Below are 15,875 nucleotides of genomic sequence, written 5' to 3'. Positions count from 1 at the left end.
GCATATATCGATTTTGAGTCGCATTAAAATAGTTTACAGGTATCGGTTACTATAGGGATAAGTTGTTTGTAGAAGACTGAAAGATATGGTAATGGGTAGACATAGTATTTATTATCTGGGGTGACAATCTTCGTCTTCTGCAGACGCTTGACACAATAAACCGCAGAAGTGTCCGTTACGACTATGACGCCTTCGGCTCTCTGTCAGGGGCTGTGTATGGTGACGGTAGTCGTCAGTGGCGTAATCCGGATGCAATGGGTAACGTGTATGATAGTCCCGACCGTACGGACAGGAGTTATGGTCGTGGTGGACAGCTGCGTGAGGACAAGAAGTGGCGGTATTATTATGACAGCCATGGCAACCTTGTTCTGAAGACCATGCGCAGGTCGGGACCATCCCTTGAAACTGGAATGCGGGATGAGTTCCTTGCTTGGCAGAGTGGTGACTATGCCTATACGTGGCAGGGCAATGGTATGCTTAGGAGTGTAACACGCCCTGACGGCAAAACCGTAACGTTCAGGTATGATGCTTTAGGCAGACGCATTGAGAAGGTCTTTGACGGACGAGTATATCGCTACCTTTGGGATGGTGATGTCATCCTGCACGAGTGGGACTATGCCGAGGCTGACCGTCCGAACACGGTTGTTACCGAGACTGGTGAGGTCACACTCGATAGGCCAGAACCAGTTGAGAACCTCATCACGTGGGTTTACGACAGTGACAGCTATGTCCCTACTGCCAAGCTTGTTGATGACAAGCATTACAGCATCATCAGTGACTACATCGGCCGTCCCGTCCAGGCATACGATGATAATGGTTATATCGTCTGGCAGGCAGACTATGACATCTATGGTAATCTCCGCAACCTTAACGGCAGCAGGCAGTTCATTCCTTTCCGCCAGTTAGGACAGTATGAGGACGATGAGACGCACCTCTATTACAACCGCTTCCGCTATTATGCCTCAAGGCTAGGTAATTACATCAGCCAGGATCCGATAAGGTTAGGAGGAAATAATCCTACGCTGTATGCATTTGTCAGTGACTCGAATCTTGGAGTTGACGTGCTTGGTCTCACAACACAGATGGTAGGAGATATGCCAATGGGAAAATAGGGAGAGAAGGTCGCAGCCAAATATCTGAAGAAGGAGGGACATACTATCCTTGGGTCAATACAGAATGCTTCTGGTCATGGTTTTGATCTTGTTACCAAGACAGCCGATGGCTATATAAATGTAATTGAGGTGAAGACCAGTGGGAACAAGTGGAGAAGTAAGAGCAATATGGGTGGTTGGACAAGGAAGAATATTGAAAAGATAACGGTAACACCAATGGTATGTGGGCTAGCAAACCCAAATATCAAGACAATTTGCTTACAATAATAAGAAAAGCTCAAGATAATAGAAAACTTAACAACAAGCTTTTTCAGATAAATATTGAAAAACGTTCTATTAGACTACGATGTAAATGATGAAGAAATGGATAGATAAGGCTATCAAGCATTATAAATATGCCGAGCTTATAGATTTGGAGGAAAGCGTAAAGACATTTTTGTATATGTACGATCTTTATACTCAAAAAGAGGATTTGCGTAAGAATATAAGAACTGTAAGATTGAGTTTATATGGACTCCCAGACAGTACACATATTAAGGCAAAGAATCTTCTGTTTCAAGGGAGTGAAGACTGCTGGAAATATTTTGAAAGAACAGCGGTGTTCTGGACATACGGTCATAGTAATGGTGACTGGGTTGAGAATATCAGAGGACCTCTCGAATACGCTCTATATGTCGAACGGAAAGACTTGATAGAACAATTATTTGACTATTTGTTATCTATTTTGACAAATGAGAAGAATTTGTCAGATAAGTATTTCAGAAAACAAAAGATTTATGCGAGTACACAGCTGGTTCATTTCCTTTTAGAGAAGTGGCTTGGGTACAGTCCTGTGAAAGACCTTATTCTGAACTATGGTAGCGGTTACGGTATTTATCAGCGGATTATCGACAATTGGGAAGATCTTTCCCAGATAGAAAACAGCTATTGGGATGAATTGTGTGAGTACCATCTGAAGGGGATAGGATTGCAGCGTGGTGAGAAGTGGGAGAATGAGGAGTTCCTGCATTCTGGCATGATTCCGATGGAGCTGATTAGTTTACAAAAGGTGCGCAGACACTTGGGACTGGATGTACCCCAAATCAAAAACGAGTTGTTTTCCACTAATATGGCGAAAGCTCCGAAGATTCCAACTGGCTACAATAAGGAAATGGATGTAATATTTCAGATGGTTTTCCTTACGATTCAGAATCGACGGAAGTATACAATAGAGGAAGTAACAGAACTGATAAAGGAAAAGCACGGCAGTGATACACAGTTTATCATTTAGTGCCATTAGGGCATAAATACACGATATATGGAAAATATGAATATAATCGTATTGTGCCATTTCGATTTTGTTATTTCTGTGACGCTATTCTTTACTTAAATAATGTATATAGATTAGAACATAGAACAATGCTATTACGTAGTTATTGCTGGGGAGAACCGAAAGAACTATTTAGGGTGCTTCCGTTACACCACATGGGCACTTTTCGTATAGCTTTAAGGGAAGAACAGAAGTTATGCGTTCAACAAATAGATAGCCAAGACGGTATTGGCTGTCTATTTTATTTATCCTCTGACACAAAAGAGCTTTTCATGTTAACGCTCCGAAAAATTGTAGATATAGTATTGAAAAATCATCACATAATTTCAGATAAAACATATACAAATAAAGATTATAATGCGTGTAAAAGGCAAGGTTGTATCATGCAGTAAATCAATCGGCTACGAAATCGTAATATAAAGGTGCCTAGTAAGGATACAAAAGAGCATTAGTAGAACCTCAAAAGAGCATCTTCTACAAGTTAGTTAGGCGTCTTCTCAAAGCCAGAAGAGCATATATCGGTTTTAAGTCGTACGAAAATAGTTTACAAGTATCGGTTAGTATAGAGATAAGTTGTTCGTAGAGAATGGAAAGACATGGTAATGGGTAAACATCGTATTTATTATCTGGGGTGATAATCTTCGCCTTCTACGAAAGTTTGACACAATAAACGGCAGGAATATTCGTTACGATTATGATACCTTCGGTTCTCTGTCAGGGGCAGTGTTTGGTGACGGCAGCCGTCAGTGGCGCAACCCGGACCTGATGGGTAACGTGTACGATAGCCCTGACCGAACGGACAGGAGTTATGGTCGTGGTGGACAGCTGCGTGAGAATAGGAAGTGGCAGTATTATTATGATTGCCATGGCAACCTTGTGCTGAAGACCATGCGTAGGATGGAACCATCGCGTAATGCAGAGGTACGGGATGAGTTCCTTGCATGGCAGAGCGGTGACTATGCCTATACGTGGCAGGGTAATGGTATGCTTAGGAGTGTAACACGACCTGACGAAAAGACCGTTACGTTCAGGTATGACGCTTTAAGCAGACGCATTGAGAAGGTCTTTGACGGCTGTGTTTACCGCTACCTCTGGGATGGTGATGTCATCCTGCACGAGTGGGACTATGCCGAAGCTGACCGTCCGAACACGATTGTTACCGAGACTAGCGAGGTCACACTTGACAGGCCAGAACCAGTTGAGAATCTCATCTCGTGGGTTTACGATAGTGACAGCTATGTCCCTACAGCCAAGATAGTTGGTGACAGGCATTACAGTATCATCGGCGACTACATCGGTCGTCCCGTCCAGGTATACGATGATAAAGGTAATGTCGTCTGGCAGGCAGACTATAACATCTATGGTAACGTCCGTAACCTACACGGCAGCAGGCTGTTCATTCCTTTCCACCAGTTAGGACAGTATGAGGATGAGGAGACAGGGCTGTATTACAACCGCTTTTGGTATCACGAACCAAATACAGGGCTATTTATCTCACAAGACCCAATTGGATTGGCAAACAGTGAGTATAATTTTTACAGCCATGTTCACGATACTAATAATTGGATAGCCCCATGGGATTAGAAGCCATTGCTATTAAAGTAGCAGGTGATGCCCGTGAAGTAATCGCAAAAATTGGTTAGAAAACAAATTCGCTAATGCAGAGATATTATCAGAACGCTATATACGAGATATAAAAAGCAAAAGTGTTAGAGAAACTTTTGGGTCAAGACGGCGATTAGATTTTGTTGTTGTTGAAGACGGTAAGGAAAAAGGTGTTTATGAAGTTACAAGTCCGACAGCAGATAAAACAGCACAAATGGTGAAGAAAGCTGATATTAGAAGGAATGGAGGTACTCATGTTAAGGAACCTGGCAAAAATGGTACGTTATATGATATCTCTAAAGTTGAAACTGAAAGATTGGATGTCGACTTAGAGACGAAAAAAGTAAGCTATCATTAATTAGATAAATTATGGATCAAGACAGAATCATTGAACAAGTTAGTTGGATAACTCAATCCAAAATGGCTCCACAGCCAATAACTCAAGAATATAAAGAACGACAATATCGTTTCTTTGAAAACTATGTTCATTTTTTACAAGATAATGGATTTACAACAAGGGTGATATTAGAAGAGGGAGAAAAAGCCACTGATGATTCTCAAATCAAAGTTGGGGACTTAACAGAAGACGGATTTAAATTCTATGCTTTCGGAATCAGAAAATGGCGTGAAAAGTATGATCGTGCTAAAGATAAAGATAAAGCTATAAATGACTTTACTTTTATCGAAAAAAAATTGATAAAGTTTCGTGAACAAAAAGCAGAATAAATTCATTTGTATAAATTAGGTCTTTTATTTTTTTTATTCGCACCTCTACTGATACAAGATAAACGCTCCACGATATTACTGTAGAACGAGTTGATATCTATGGGATGGTGATGTCATCCTGCACGAGTGGGACTATGCCGAGTCTGACCGTCCGAATACGGTTGTTACCGAGGCTGGTGAGGTCACACTTGACAGGCCAGAACCAGTTGAGAATCTCATCACATGGGTTTACGACAGTGACGGCTATGTCCCTACAGCCAAGATTGTTGGTGACAGGCATTACAGCATCATCAGTGACTACATCGGCCGTCCCGTACAGGCATACGATGATAACGGTAATATCGTCTGGCAGGCAGACTATGACATCTATGATAATCTCCGCAACCTACACGGCAGTAGACTGTTCGTCCCTTTCCGACAGTTAGAACAGTATGAGGACGAAGAGACTGGACTGTATTATAACCGCTTCCGCTATTATGACTTGAGGATTGGTAACTACATCAGCCAAGAGCCGATTTCTATAGCAGGTGGGATAAATGTATATGCTTATGATTCTAACAGCTGGATAGACCTATTAGGATTGAGTTCCAACCCCCTAATATTTACACGTAGTAGCGGACAGACTCATAAAATCAGTGGATATACAAATTTGAGTCATATGAGCGATAGCCAATTAAATACACTCTATCATGCAAATAATAATGCTCTCAAAGGAAAAGGTTTTGGATTATCTGGTGTGGATAAACAAGGGAATACAATTGTATTACATCATTATAAACAAAATCCTAATGGAGATTTAATAGCTATGCCTGCCAAACATCACGATAAACCACATACAAACCCTGGCCAGCATCCATTTGGGAAGCAAAAAGGAAGTGGATTAACACCTGGCGAACGAGCTGTATTTAATAAATGGAAGCAAGAATATTGGAAAAATCAAGCCGTAACGGAATTAAAAGCGAGAGGTAAAATAATTGGTTATAATTAATTAAAAAAAAGGATATGAAACAAGAAATCATAAATAAATTGAATATTTTTTTCAAGAAAATCCCACGATGTTAGGGAAAGCTGCTACTAATGAACAAATCATAAGCGCAGAAAAAGAACTTAATATTATAATGGATAAAGATTATAAAGAGTTTATTCAAAACTTTGGAGGTGCTTATGCTGGATTAGCAATTCATGCTTTTATAAATGGAACATCAATAGGGAATGAAACTATAATTGATTTAACAAATAACGATCGTAAACTTTTTAATGAAGCTAATCTTTTCCCAGAGATTAATAAGAGTCTTGTAATTGCAGACGATGGTTCAGGAAATCCTATTGCTATTATGCCTAATGGGGAAATGGTGTTATTTGACTACGATACAGAAGAAAAGCAGGTGCTTTCAAATTCTTTTGAAGAATTTATTGAAGAGAATTTTGTGGAATGGTAATCGCAAGTTCAAAGCACGAGGATTAGACGTCACTGTTCATCACAATAAGATAAAAGAGGGAAAAGACATTGAAGACAGATTTATGGATAAGGACGACCCACTAAGTTTAGTCCGGGTGCGTCATCTGAACTGTGCCATTGGCTTCATTTCTTTAGGAGCTTGAGGAATGCTGATGGGCAAACCGAAGCTGCCTTTCTCTTGGTAAAATCACGCTGGGTTCGATATAAAGTATGGCTTTTAATTCACTGGTGATATAAACCATCGTTTTTCTTGATATTGCAAAGATACGAAAGTATTTCTGAGTTTCCTAATTTTTGGATATGTAACTTCAAGAACCTATAATAATTGGAAGTGGCCGACAAACTTTTTATTGTGTTAGCTGGTAACACAGTTGAAATAACATTGTCTATATTTCTTACATTTTATTCTTTTACCTCATATCTTTACTACACTTACAGAAAGCTCCCCTGCCCCATTCCACACGACAACTATGCAAGAGAGAAGGCGGCTGTGTCAACTGATGAAAAGATTGTATCCTGTTCTTTTAATACCATGTTCACAACACGTCATTCGCACAAATCAATCATCAAAAACACATTTTATGAGCCGTTTATCCTGTCGTTCTATTTTTCTTTATTACCTTTGCTCACCTAATTAAGTAAAGTAGCACTAGCTTTCATTTGTTATTAAGAACTTAAAACAACAAAGAACTGCTTGTAAGCTACCCCAGATATTATAAAAGACAGAAAACAAATATAAAAAATATGGCAAAGAAGAAAAAGCAAAAGAAAGGTGGACAACAACAGTTTCTTTCACCAGAGAAATTCCTGAAAACAAGAGCCAGATCCCTAAAAATAGGGAAATGCTACTGCGCCGTTAACCTATTTGAAATTGGAGTTGGTTATGTCTTAGTTTCCAGAGAACATACAGGCGGTAAGATTAGTTATGCATGCTATCTCATTGAGACCTTTTACTTAGGGTTAAAAGATTCTATGTATGCAATAAGAGTAGATGCAGACGATTTTATCGATACTGTAGAGATGCTCAGCGAGACAACTGAACTTGAAGAATGTAGCTACGAAGAAGCACACAACATTATATATGGTGCTATTGAATATGCCGCAGAACAAGGAAGAAAACCACATAGTAGCTTCATGATCACAAAGTATATGCTGGAAGAAGATACAGACGATATACCTCTCATAGAGTACGAGTTTGGGAATAGCTTCAGACACAATCTTCCACCTGCAGAGAGCGATGAAGACGACGAGTCTATCATTAAATCGGACAATGAAACAAATACCACATACGACATGGAAACAGAAAACGACAACAAATCACAGCAACTTGCAGAGAACTTAAACCTGCATAATAAATGGCTTGTAGAGGAACTAAGCAAACCCGAAAACGCTTATTGGTTAGAAAAACCATTAATAAGCAAGATTCTTGCTCTGCCTAAGGAAGAGCTGCGTTCGGACTTAGAAGAGATTATCCGCTATGTCATAACCATCACAAAAGATGGCGATATTCCGTCCTATTTTGAACATGGAGATATCAATGGAATTCTTTCTTCTTCCCTTATCTTATTAGGAGAAGTGGGAAACAACAGCAGTAGTCTGGACCTCGTATTGGAGAGTCTAAGACAGTCAGAGGATTTCTATGATTATCATTATGGCGATACTGCTCATCATGTTTTTGTTCCGACTCTCTACAAGATAATGACAGCTGATGACTTTGATAAGCTACTCAGCTTCATGAAAGAGCCTTTACCATATTCTTTCGGCAAATCTCATGTGGCTGAGACAATACTGCAAATAGTATTCAACCAGCCTGAATTGAGGCAGACATGTATTGAGTGGTTTGACAAGGTTATCACATTTGCAACTGAAAAACTACCAGAAGAAGAATATTTCGATGGTGCGTTGGCAGGAATTATCACCTCTGACGTCATAGATATACAAGCTTCAGAACTTCTCCCCAAAATAGAAGCAATGTATGATACAGGCTATGTAAACGAAATGTGGTGTGGGAGTTTTGATGATGTAAAGAAAAAGATTTCCAAGAAAAAGAAGCAGTCACATGAAGAATTCTTCAGCACTGATGTTTACAAAATCTTCGCTCATCAAAAGTCTTATCTAGAAGGTCATATTTAATGCTGGACGGAGGCACGCCTAATAAGTGTGCCACCTTATGCCCAAAAAGATCGTAATTAATAAGCGATTCTACCAAAACAAATTTTCCTGTCATTTCTGTCATCCAACGTAGACACACAAGTATTTGATTTATAAAGAGTTTACGATAAATGTTAAAAATGACAGGAAAATAAAATAAAAAAGGTTCTTCCGTTAAATGTGTGGACGCTTTTCGTAGTGCTTTAACGTAAGAGCCAAAGTTACTCATTAAACAAAAATATAGCTGAGACAGTCAACTATCTATCCTATTTTCATCCTCTTTCATTGAAAATCTTTCCGTTTTAAGACTTCGAAAATCTGCAGACAAGGGTTTGAAAAATCATTACATAATTTTAAGGAAAACACCTAGAACTAACGGCAAAAATACACACATGAAGCAAGTTTGCAATCAACAGGGTATCAATTAGTTACCAAGTATAAAATAAAAGGTGCTTGATTGGACATCAAAAGGGCGTTAGCAAGGGTCTTAAAGAGCATCTTTTGCAACCCAGAAGGGCGTCTTTTAGAAGCCAAAAGAGCATGTATTGGGTTTGAGCTGTACGAAAACAATTTACAAACATGATTTAATAAGGGAATAAGCAGGTTATAGACGACAGATAGGCATCACACCTAATTACATTTATCATATAGTTTACCTCCCCCCTTATAAAACAATCTTATTGGAGGTAAGCTTACCATGTATGTGGATTAATCTCACTCTATTAACAATCTACACATTTAACGGAAGAACCATAAAAAAACTCTTGTATAATACGTGATAAATTCCTTCTTACTTTAGCGGACTTTATCACTCCATATTATCGAAGTATCTCAAAAAAGAAAGGAAAGCACGAATATTAGCTATTTTTTCGTTATCTTTGCAGCAACAAAACATTGAGAACGAGAATGGAAAGTGCAAAGAAGTATTTGTTGGGAATGACACTTGGCGAACTGAAAGAGGTTGCCAAGTCGCTCGGAATGCCAGCTTTTACAGGCGGACAGATAGCCAAGTGGCTCTATACACAGCATGTGAAAAGTATTGATGAGATGACGAACATCTCAAAAGCAAACAGAGAGAAACTCGCTGCAGAATATGCTATTGGCTGTAAGGAACCTATTGATGCACAACATTCTAAGGACGGAACCATCAAATATCTCTTCCCAACTGATAATGGTAAGTTTGTTGAAACGGTGTATATACCAGATGAAGACCGTGCCACACTCTGCGTTTCTTCACAAGTGGGGTGTAAGATGAACTGTCTCTTCTGCCAGACAGGAAAGCAGGGTTTTGAAGGTAGTCTTTCGGCTACAGACATTCTCAATCAGATTTACTCCCTCCCTGAACGTGACAAGCTGACGAATATCGTCTTCATGGGGCAGGGCGAACCAATGGATAATCTTGATAACGTACTTCGTACCACAGAGGTTATGACAGCTGACTTCGGCTATGGATGGTCACCAAAGCGCATTACAGTGAGCAGTGTAGGCGTCAAAGGAAAACTCAAACGGTTCCTTGATGAAAGTGACTGTCACGTTGCTATCAGTATGCACACCCCTCTGCACGACCAGCGTTCGGAGTTGATGCCAGCAGAAAAAGGAATGTCTATTGAGAGTATCATCGAGTTACTCAGCAATTACGATTTCTCACATCAACGTCGTCTGTCGTTTGAATACATTGTCTTCAAGGATTTCAATGATAGTGAGGAACATGCTAAAGCGATCGTACATCTACTCAAAGGATTGGACTGCCGTATCAATCTTATTCGTTTCCATCCTATCCCTAATATTCCATTGCAGGGTGTTGATGACCATAGGATGGAGAGATTCAGAAACTATCTGACACAACATGGTATCTTCACAACAATCCGTGCCAGTCGTGGACAGGATATCTTTGCAGCTTGCGGTCTGCTCTCAACGGCAAAGAAGATTGATGAGGAAAGAGGAGGAAAGAAAAGTAAAAGATAAAAAGGAAACTGAATAAAACAAAACAATACAAGATATAATTATATGAACGAGAATAAAAGAATCCGTATAGCAATCACACACGGAGACACGAACGGCATTGGTTATGAGCTTATCTTTAAGACCTTTGCTGAACCAGAGATGTTGGAACTCTGCACGCCCATCATCTATGGTTCGCCTAAAGTAGCCACCTATCATCGCAATGCACTCAATATTGAAGCAAATTTCACTATTATTAAAGATGCATCAGAAGCACAGAATGGACGGCTTAACCTGCTCCCTGTCTTCGATGACGAGATTAAGGTTGAATTAGGTGTACCTTCTGAGGAAGCTGGTGTAGCTGGTTTGCGTGCTGTAGACAAGGCTTTAGAAGACTATCGTCAAGGAGTATTTGATGTTCTCGTAACCGCTCCTATCGATAACAATGAACATTTCCACTTTAGTGGTCAGAGCCGATATATTGAAGACCATTTGGACACAGAGGAGCAAGGACTATCTGTATTGATTAATGACGGACTACGTATTGCTCTCGCTACACGTAACCTCCCATTACGCCAAGTAGCAGAGTCTATCTCAAAAGCAAGTATTGTTAATAATGTAAGTGCACTCTTTACGAGTCTTCGTCGTGATTTCCGCCTTTCTTGTCCACGCATTGCCGTACTCGGTTTGAACCCCAAAGCTGGCGACAATGGTTTGTTGGGCTCTGAAGAACAAGAGATTATCTTGCCAGCTATAGACGAACTGGTAGAAAATGGAATACAAGCTTTCGGCCCTTACCCTGCTGACACATTCTTTGGCTGCAACGATGCAGAACAGTTTGATGGTATATTAGCAATGTATTACGAACAAGGACTTGCTCCTTTCCGTACTCTTTCGTCATGCCATGGTATCATATATACAGCGGGATTATCACTTATTCGTACAGCTGCAGAAATACCAAATAGTCTGGCATTAGCAGGTAAGGGGATTGCAGACGAACTACCCTTTCGCCATGCAATCTATCTCGCTATAGACATCTTCCGCAATCGTGCAGAATACGATGCACCTATGCGCAATCCTCTTCCAAAGCTTTACAAGGAAAGAAGAGATGAAAGCGACAAGGTGCGCTTTGCCATTCCACGTAAGCGTGAGGACCGCACACCAAATAACGGCGAAAGCCGTAACACGAAAGAGACACACTAAGCGTGTCCTCTTTCTATTACTGATATTAATAAAGAAGACTTATGAACAAAAAGTTTCAGAACATCTTCTTCATCTTTGGCTTGGTTGTACTCTGTATTATGGTGTACAACCTTGACTTTACTGATGCATGGCAAAAAATACAGCATGCGGGGTATTGGTTCCTTGCTGTAGTTATACTTTGGGCATTCCTCTACATCTTTAATACGGCAGCTTGGTACACGATTATACGTAGTCAGACACAGGGCGCAGAGGAACGAAAGAAGGTTTCTTTCCTATGGCTTTATAAGGTTACTGTGTCAGGCTTTGCCCTTAACTACGCTACTCCAGGAGGACTAATGGGTGGTGAACCTTATCGTATCATGGAACTTACACCAAAGATTGGAGCTGAACGTGCAACCTCTTCTGTCGTCCTTTATGCCATGACCCACATCTTTAGTCATTTTTGGTTTTGGCTTGTCTCCATCTTTCTTTATATCTTCACGCAGCCTGTCAACCTTCCAATGGGTGTGATGTTAGCTGTAGTCTTTGTCTTTTGCGTGTCTGCTATTTGGTTCTTCCTCACAGGCTATAAGAAAGGTTTAGCAGTTCGGGGAATGAACCTTGTACGGCATATACCTTTTATAAAGAGATGGGCAGAACCCTTTATTGCCAGTCATAAGGAAGAGCTCGACAGAATTGACACACAGATAGCATCATTACACAACCAGAACCCACGTACCTTCTTTACCGTTGTTCTACTTGAGTTTTCATGCCGAATTTGTAGTGCATTAGAGATATTCTTCATCCTTTTAGTATTACTCCCGTCAGTCAATTACTTTGACTGTATTCTCATTCTTGCCTTCACCTCTCTCTTTGCCAACATGCTCTTTTTCATGCCTCTACAATTAGGTGGTCGTGAAGGAGGCTTCCTAATGTCTGTCAAAGGCTTAGGACTTACGCTCGAAGCGGGTATTTTCGTTGCCCTACTCGTCCGTATCCGTGAACTCATTTGGACAGCTATTGGCTTACTACTTATCAAACTGAATAGAAGACAAGACAAGTAATCTGAAATATAAAAACAGTTATAAAAAAGTTCGCGAACAATCATCAAGATGTTCGCGAACTCTTTATGAATTATTCGCGAACTTTTTTCTACTTGTTATACGACTGACGTTCATAATTCTAAACTATTTGAATTATCCTTTATCAGAGGCGGCAAAGAAAGACAAAAAGAAAGTTGTTAAAGTCTGCCAAAGTTGCAGTTTTCTCAAATTTAATAGGTAAATTTGTCAGTTAAATGAATACAACAGAATTACAGAAAACCAAACAACGATATAATATTGTCGGTAATAGTGACGGACTAAATCGTGCATTGGATGTTGCTCTACAGGTAGCACCCACCGATTTGTCAGTACTAATTATCGGCGAGAGCGGTGTTGGTAAGGAAATTATCCCACGTGTAATACACGACAATTCGCCTCGTCGCCGTGAGAAATACTTTGCTATCAACTGTGGTTCTATCCCAGAAGGAACCATTGATAGCGAGTTATTCGGTCATGAGAAAGGTTCTTTCACTGGTGCTATAGGTGAGAGTGAAGGTTATTTCGGTATAGCCAATAAAGGCACAATCTTCCTTGATGAGGTTGGTGAACTACCAATAGCAACGCAAGCTCGACTACTTCGTGTACTCGAAACAGGTGAATATATTCGTGTCGGAGGACAGGAAATTCGCAAGACTGACGTACGCATTGTTGCTGCTACCAATGTAAACATGCGTAAAGCCATCAGCGAAGGAAAGTTCCGTGAAGACTTGTTCTATCGTCTGAATACAATTCCCATCCAAATGCCACCACTCCGTGATCGTGGCGAAGATATCCTACTTCTATTCCGTCTTTTCGCAATGCAAATGGCCGAGAAGTATCATCTTCCAAAGATTACACTTACCGAAGAAGCCCGACAGATACTGTTACAATATAAGTGGCCAGGCAATGTTCGTCAACTAAAGAACATTACCGAACAGATGTCTATCCTTAGTGAGAAGCGAGAGATTGATGCTGACACATTGCTGCACTTTATCCCTCGTGACCAGGATAGCACACAACTTGCACCAATACAAAGTGGTGGTACGCATAGTTATGAGAGCGAACGTGAGATTCTCTATAAGATACTCTATGAGTTAAGAGGAAATGTAAGTGACTTACGTCGCGACCTTACCAATGTTCGTAAACAGTTGGAAGAGAGTAGACAACTCAATGGGGCAAGTGGATTCCAACCTGCTCCACAGACAGTCTCAAATCTCCCAGCCACTGCTAACAAGCAACCTATCACCCCTACTCGTACGATAGAACCAGTTGAAGATGCTGAGGCTGAAGAGATCTCTGAACCAGAGACACTCAACCTAAATGATATTGGGAAGCAACTCGTGGAGAAAGCATTAGAACGCAACAATGGCAATCGCAAGAAAGCTGCCTTAGAGTTAGGTATCAGCGACCGCACCCTCTATCGTCGCATCAGACAATACGGGTTAGACAAAGATTAAACAATAACTACGTAAAAGAATTATCCTCTCATAAAAGACAATGAAGATAGGAAAGAACATAATATCTATTCGTCCACTCACATGGGGTGTAACAGCTATCTGCTTGCTCTTGCTTGTAGCGTGCAGTGTATCTTATAAATTCAATGGTGCAAGCATTGATTATAGTAAGGTACATACTATCCAGATTTCAGATTTCCCTATCCGTTCATCCTACGTATGGGGCCCTATGGGACCAATGTTCAACAACCAGTTGAAAGATGTCTTTGCCAATCACACACGTTTACAACAAGTGAAGCGAAATGGAGATATGAAGATTGAGGGTGAAATCACACAATACCAGCAACGTAATAAGAGTGTTTCAAGCGAAGGATATTCTGCACAAACAGAACTTTCCATCACCGTCAACGTGCGTTTCACAAACAATACTAACCATAGCGAAGACTTTGAGCGACAGTTCACAGCCACAGCAAGCTATGAAACAGTACGTAGTCTGAACTCTGTACAGGAGGAACTCGTCACACAGATGGTGAAAGATCTTACTGACCAAATATTTAATGCAACCGTAGCTAATTGGTAAATACAATTCATTTGCATTATCATTCTTACCATTCCCCCTCATAAACGCTTCAACACATGGATATAGCCAATCTGATTAATCACCCAGAAAATCTGAACAAGGAGACCTTATATGATCTCCGAAGTCTGCTTGCGCTTTATCCTTATTACCAACCAGCACGTATCCTACTACTACAGAATCTCTTCCTACTCCACGACCCGACCTTCGATGACGAGTTGAGACGTGCTGCTGTTTATATCTCTGATCGTCACATACTATTTAAGCTTGTAGAAGAAGCTCACTATCGGTTGATTCCACAACAGAAACAAGTAAAAAAGCAAACAGAAGCTTCTACTGCTACACAGACAGCCAAAGAGGAACAGGATCGTACGACCTCACTGATAGACAATTTCCTGGAACAAATCCCAGAGGAGGCCGAAAGAGAACAAGAAACAGCTGGTGTACGTAAACCAACACCTGCCGATGCAACAGTAGACTACGTTGCCTATTTACTGGAAAGTGAGAGTAAACAGAAAGAAGAGGTCACCCCGCAGCTTAGAGGACAAGAACTAATCGACGACTTCATCTTCAACGAAGGAGGTAAGATAACCTTACAAGAGGAAACAGAATACGAACCAGAAGAAAACAATCATAACGAAGCAGCCGAAAACGAAGATACAGGCTACTTCACCGAGACCTTAGCAAGAATATATATAAAACAAGGTCGATATTCCAAAGCATTGGAAATTATTAAGCGATTAAATTTGGTATATCCGAAAAAAAATCGTTACTTTGCAGACCAAATACGGTTTTTAGAGAAATTGATAATAAATAACAATAAAAAATAAGACAAGAAAAATGTACACGTTATTAGTAATCCTTATCGTGATTGCAGCACTTTTGATGATTGGTGTCGTACTGATTCAAGAGTCAAAGGGCGGTGGTCTTTCTTCAAACTTCTCATCTTCTAATGCCATCATGGGCGTTCGCAAGACTACTGATTTCGTTGAGAAGACTACATGGGGTTTAGCTATTGCTATGGTAGTTATCAGTGTTGCCAGTGCATACGTGGCTCCAAGAGCAAGCACTGATGAGAGCGTAATAGAGAAAGCTGCAACACAGGACAACACAACTAATCCTAATAACCTGCCTAATTTCGGCGCAAGCCAGCAGAAACAGGCCGCACCAGCTGCTCAAGCTCCTGCTGCACCAGCTCAGGCACCAGCATCTCCAGCTAAATAAAAAGAAATAACAAAAAAGTACGGGAAATATTTGGTCAGTCCAAATAAAACCCG

General features: G+C 40.5%; 17 protein-coding genes and 2 pseudogenes. 18 read left to right on the top strand and 1 reads right to left on the bottom strand.

What is annotated here, in order from left to right; genetic code table 11:
* Nucleotides 1–212: 212 nt before the first annotated feature.
* The 6 genes and pseudogenes from AXF23_RS13205 to AXF23_RS13185 all read left to right on the top strand — a co-directional run bounded on the left by AXF23_RS13205 (nucleotide 213) and on the right by AXF23_RS13185 (nucleotide 4,752).
* A complete protein-coding gene (locus AXF23_RS13205; protein WP_233251316.1) occupies nucleotides 213–1,112 on the top strand; it encodes an RHS repeat domain-containing protein in 900 nt (299 codons plus the stop codon).
* Between the two features lie 12 nt (nucleotides 1,113–1,124).
* A pseudogene (locus tag AXF23_RS16640) lies at nucleotides 1,125–1,379 on the top strand (hypothetical protein); the annotation flags it as partial.
* An 85-nt stretch (nucleotides 1,380–1,464) separates the two neighbouring features.
* On the top strand, nucleotides 1,465–2,382 hold the full coding sequence (locus tag AXF23_RS13200) for a hypothetical protein (protein ID WP_233251315.1): 918 nt from the start codon (nucleotides 1,465–1,467) through the stop codon (nucleotides 2,380–2,382).
* A gap of 762 nt (nucleotides 2,383–3,144) precedes the next feature.
* The gene (locus AXF23_RS13190) at nucleotides 3,145–4,005 is read left to right on the top strand and encodes an RHS repeat domain-containing protein (protein WP_304598329.1); all 861 of its coding nucleotides are present in this window, start codon (nucleotides 3,145–3,147) and stop codon (nucleotides 4,003–4,005) included.
* 235 nt (nucleotides 4,006–4,240) lie between these two features.
* Nucleotides 4,241–4,384 carry a hypothetical protein gene (locus AXF23_RS15990; RefSeq protein WP_158267697.1) on the top strand — a complete coding sequence of 48 codons (144 nt, stop codon included), beginning with the start codon at nucleotides 4,241–4,243 and terminating at the stop codon, nucleotides 4,382–4,384.
* Nucleotides 4,385–4,395: 11 nt separating this feature from the next.
* A complete protein-coding gene (locus tag AXF23_RS13185) occupies nucleotides 4,396–4,752 on the top strand; it encodes a cyclopropane-fatty-acyl-phospholipid synthase (protein WP_107625613.1) in 357 nt (118 codons plus the stop codon).
* Nucleotides 4,753–4,849: 97 nt separating this feature from the next.
* On the opposite strand, the gene AXF23_RS16395 is transcribed toward AXF23_RS13185, so the two are convergent.
* The gene (locus AXF23_RS16395; RefSeq protein ID WP_233251314.1) at nucleotides 4,850–5,032 is read right to left on the bottom strand and encodes a hypothetical protein; all 183 of its coding nucleotides are present in this window, start codon (nucleotides 5,030–5,032) and stop codon (nucleotides 4,850–4,852) included.
* Here AXF23_RS16395 and AXF23_RS16635 point away from each other — a divergent pair.
* The 12 genes and pseudogenes from AXF23_RS16635 to secG all read left to right on the top strand — a co-directional run.
* Nucleotides 4,970–5,320: pseudogene (locus tag AXF23_RS16635) on the top strand (RHS repeat-associated core domain-containing protein); the annotation flags it as partial. The gene AXF23_RS16395 and the pseudogene AXF23_RS16635 overlap by 63 nt on opposite strands.
* A gap of 90 nt (nucleotides 5,321–5,410) precedes the next feature.
* On the top strand, nucleotides 5,411–5,740 hold the full coding sequence (locus AXF23_RS16385; protein WP_233251313.1) for an HNH/ENDO VII family nuclease: 330 nt from the start codon (nucleotides 5,411–5,413) through the stop codon (nucleotides 5,738–5,740).
* Nucleotides 5,741–5,807: 67 nt separating this feature from the next.
* The gene (locus AXF23_RS13175) at nucleotides 5,808–6,191 is read left to right on the top strand and encodes an SMI1/KNR4 family protein (RefSeq protein ID WP_107625611.1); all 384 of its coding nucleotides are present in this window, start codon (nucleotides 5,808–5,810) and stop codon (nucleotides 6,189–6,191) included.
* On the top strand, nucleotides 6,166–6,354 hold the full coding sequence (locus AXF23_RS15870; protein WP_146156746.1) for a hypothetical protein: 189 nt from the start codon (nucleotides 6,166–6,168) through the stop codon (nucleotides 6,352–6,354). The genes AXF23_RS13175 and AXF23_RS15870 overlap by 26 nt, the downstream gene beginning before the upstream one ends.
* 601 nt (nucleotides 6,355–6,955) lie before the next feature.
* Nucleotides 6,956–8,344 carry a hypothetical protein gene (locus AXF23_RS13170; RefSeq protein ID WP_107625610.1) on the top strand — a complete coding sequence of 463 codons (1,389 nt, stop codon included), beginning with the start codon at nucleotides 6,956–6,958 and terminating at the stop codon, nucleotides 8,342–8,344.
* A 924-nt stretch (nucleotides 8,345–9,268) separates the two neighbouring features.
* Nucleotides 9,269–10,327, top strand: a complete 1,059-nt coding sequence (rlmN, locus tag AXF23_RS13165) for a dual-specificity RNA methyltransferase RlmN (RefSeq protein WP_107625609.1) — start codon at nucleotides 9,269–9,271, stop codon at nucleotides 10,325–10,327.
* Between the two features lie 42 nt (nucleotides 10,328–10,369).
* Nucleotides 10,370–11,506 (top strand): PdxA family dehydrogenase, encoded by a 1,137-nt coding sequence (locus tag AXF23_RS13160; RefSeq protein ID WP_107625608.1) that lies wholly within the window; start codon nucleotides 10,370–10,372, stop codon nucleotides 11,504–11,506.
* Nucleotides 11,507–11,547: 41 nt separating this feature from the next.
* The gene (locus tag AXF23_RS13155) at nucleotides 11,548–12,549 is read left to right on the top strand and encodes a lysylphosphatidylglycerol synthase transmembrane domain-containing protein (RefSeq protein ID WP_107625607.1); all 1,002 of its coding nucleotides are present in this window, start codon (nucleotides 11,548–11,550) and stop codon (nucleotides 12,547–12,549) included.
* 233 nt (nucleotides 12,550–12,782) lie between these two features.
* Nucleotides 12,783–14,024: a sigma-54 interaction domain-containing protein gene (locus AXF23_RS13150; RefSeq protein ID WP_009012026.1), complete on the top strand. Its 1,242-nt coding sequence runs from the start codon at nucleotides 12,783–12,785 to the stop codon at nucleotides 14,022–14,024.
* Between the two features lie 40 nt (nucleotides 14,025–14,064).
* Nucleotides 14,065–14,601, top strand: a complete 537-nt coding sequence (locus AXF23_RS13145; protein WP_009012027.1) for an LptE family protein — start codon at nucleotides 14,065–14,067, stop codon at nucleotides 14,599–14,601.
* Nucleotides 14,602–14,657: 56 nt separating this feature from the next.
* Nucleotides 14,658–15,428: a hypothetical protein gene (locus AXF23_RS13140; protein WP_107625606.1), complete on the top strand. Its 771-nt coding sequence runs from the start codon at nucleotides 14,658–14,660 to the stop codon at nucleotides 15,426–15,428.
* 10 nt (nucleotides 15,429–15,438) lie between these two features.
* A complete protein-coding gene (secG, locus tag AXF23_RS13135) occupies nucleotides 15,439–15,822 on the top strand; it encodes a preprotein translocase subunit SecG (protein WP_009012029.1) in 384 nt (127 codons plus the stop codon).
* Nucleotides 15,823–15,875: the final 53 nt, after the last annotated feature.

Origin of the sequence: Prevotella sp. oral taxon 313 (assembly GCF_003043935.1) — a bacterium.
Lineage (GTDB): Bacteria > Bacteroidota > Bacteroidia > Bacteroidales > Bacteroidaceae > Prevotella > Prevotella jejuni.
The sequence above is the reverse complement of the archived record's forward strand: the minus strand, read 5'-3'. Positions and strand labels throughout refer to the sequence as shown.

What these genes read in the sequence shown, in the direction of transcription:
- AXF23_RS16395 (WP_233251314.1), bottom strand. Translation starts at nt 5,032, where the DNA reads ATGCCTGTCACCAACAATCTTGGCTGTAGGGACATAGCCGTCACTGTC.
- AXF23_RS13160 (WP_107625608.1), top strand. Translation starts at nt 10,370, where the DNA reads ATGAACGAGAATAAAAGAATCCGTATAGCAATCACACACGGAGACACG.
- AXF23_RS15990 (WP_158267697.1), top strand. Translation starts at nt 4,241, where the DNA reads ATGGTGAAGAAAGCTGATATTAGAAGGAATGGAGGTACTCATGTTAAG.
- AXF23_RS13175 (WP_107625611.1), top strand. Translation starts at nt 5,808, where the DNA reads ATGTTAGGGAAAGCTGCTACTAATGAACAAATCATAAGCGCAGAAAAA.
- secG (WP_009012029.1), top strand. Translation starts at nt 15,439, where the DNA reads ATGTACACGTTATTAGTAATCCTTATCGTGATTGCAGCACTTTTGATG.
- AXF23_RS13150 (WP_009012026.1), top strand. Translation starts at nt 12,783, where the DNA reads ATGAATACAACAGAATTACAGAAAACCAAACAACGATATAATATTGTC.
- AXF23_RS13140 (WP_107625606.1), top strand. Translation starts at nt 14,658, where the DNA reads ATGGATATAGCCAATCTGATTAATCACCCAGAAAATCTGAACAAGGAG.
- AXF23_RS13200 (WP_233251315.1), top strand. Translation starts at nt 1,465, where the DNA reads ATGATGAAGAAATGGATAGATAAGGCTATCAAGCATTATAAATATGCC.
- AXF23_RS13155 (WP_107625607.1), top strand. Translation starts at nt 11,548, where the DNA reads ATGAACAAAAAGTTTCAGAACATCTTCTTCATCTTTGGCTTGGTTGTA.
- AXF23_RS13170 (WP_107625610.1), top strand. Translation starts at nt 6,956, where the DNA reads ATGGCAAAGAAGAAAAAGCAAAAGAAAGGTGGACAACAACAGTTTCTT.
- AXF23_RS16385 (WP_233251313.1), top strand. Translation starts at nt 5,411, where the DNA reads ATGAGCGATAGCCAATTAAATACACTCTATCATGCAAATAATAATGCT.
- AXF23_RS13145 (WP_009012027.1), top strand. Translation starts at nt 14,065, where the DNA reads ATGAAGATAGGAAAGAACATAATATCTATTCGTCCACTCACATGGGGT.
- AXF23_RS13185 (WP_107625613.1), top strand. Translation starts at nt 4,396, where the DNA reads ATGGATCAAGACAGAATCATTGAACAAGTTAGTTGGATAACTCAATCC.
- rlmN (WP_107625609.1), top strand. Translation starts at nt 9,269, where the DNA reads ATGGAAAGTGCAAAGAAGTATTTGTTGGGAATGACACTTGGCGAACTG.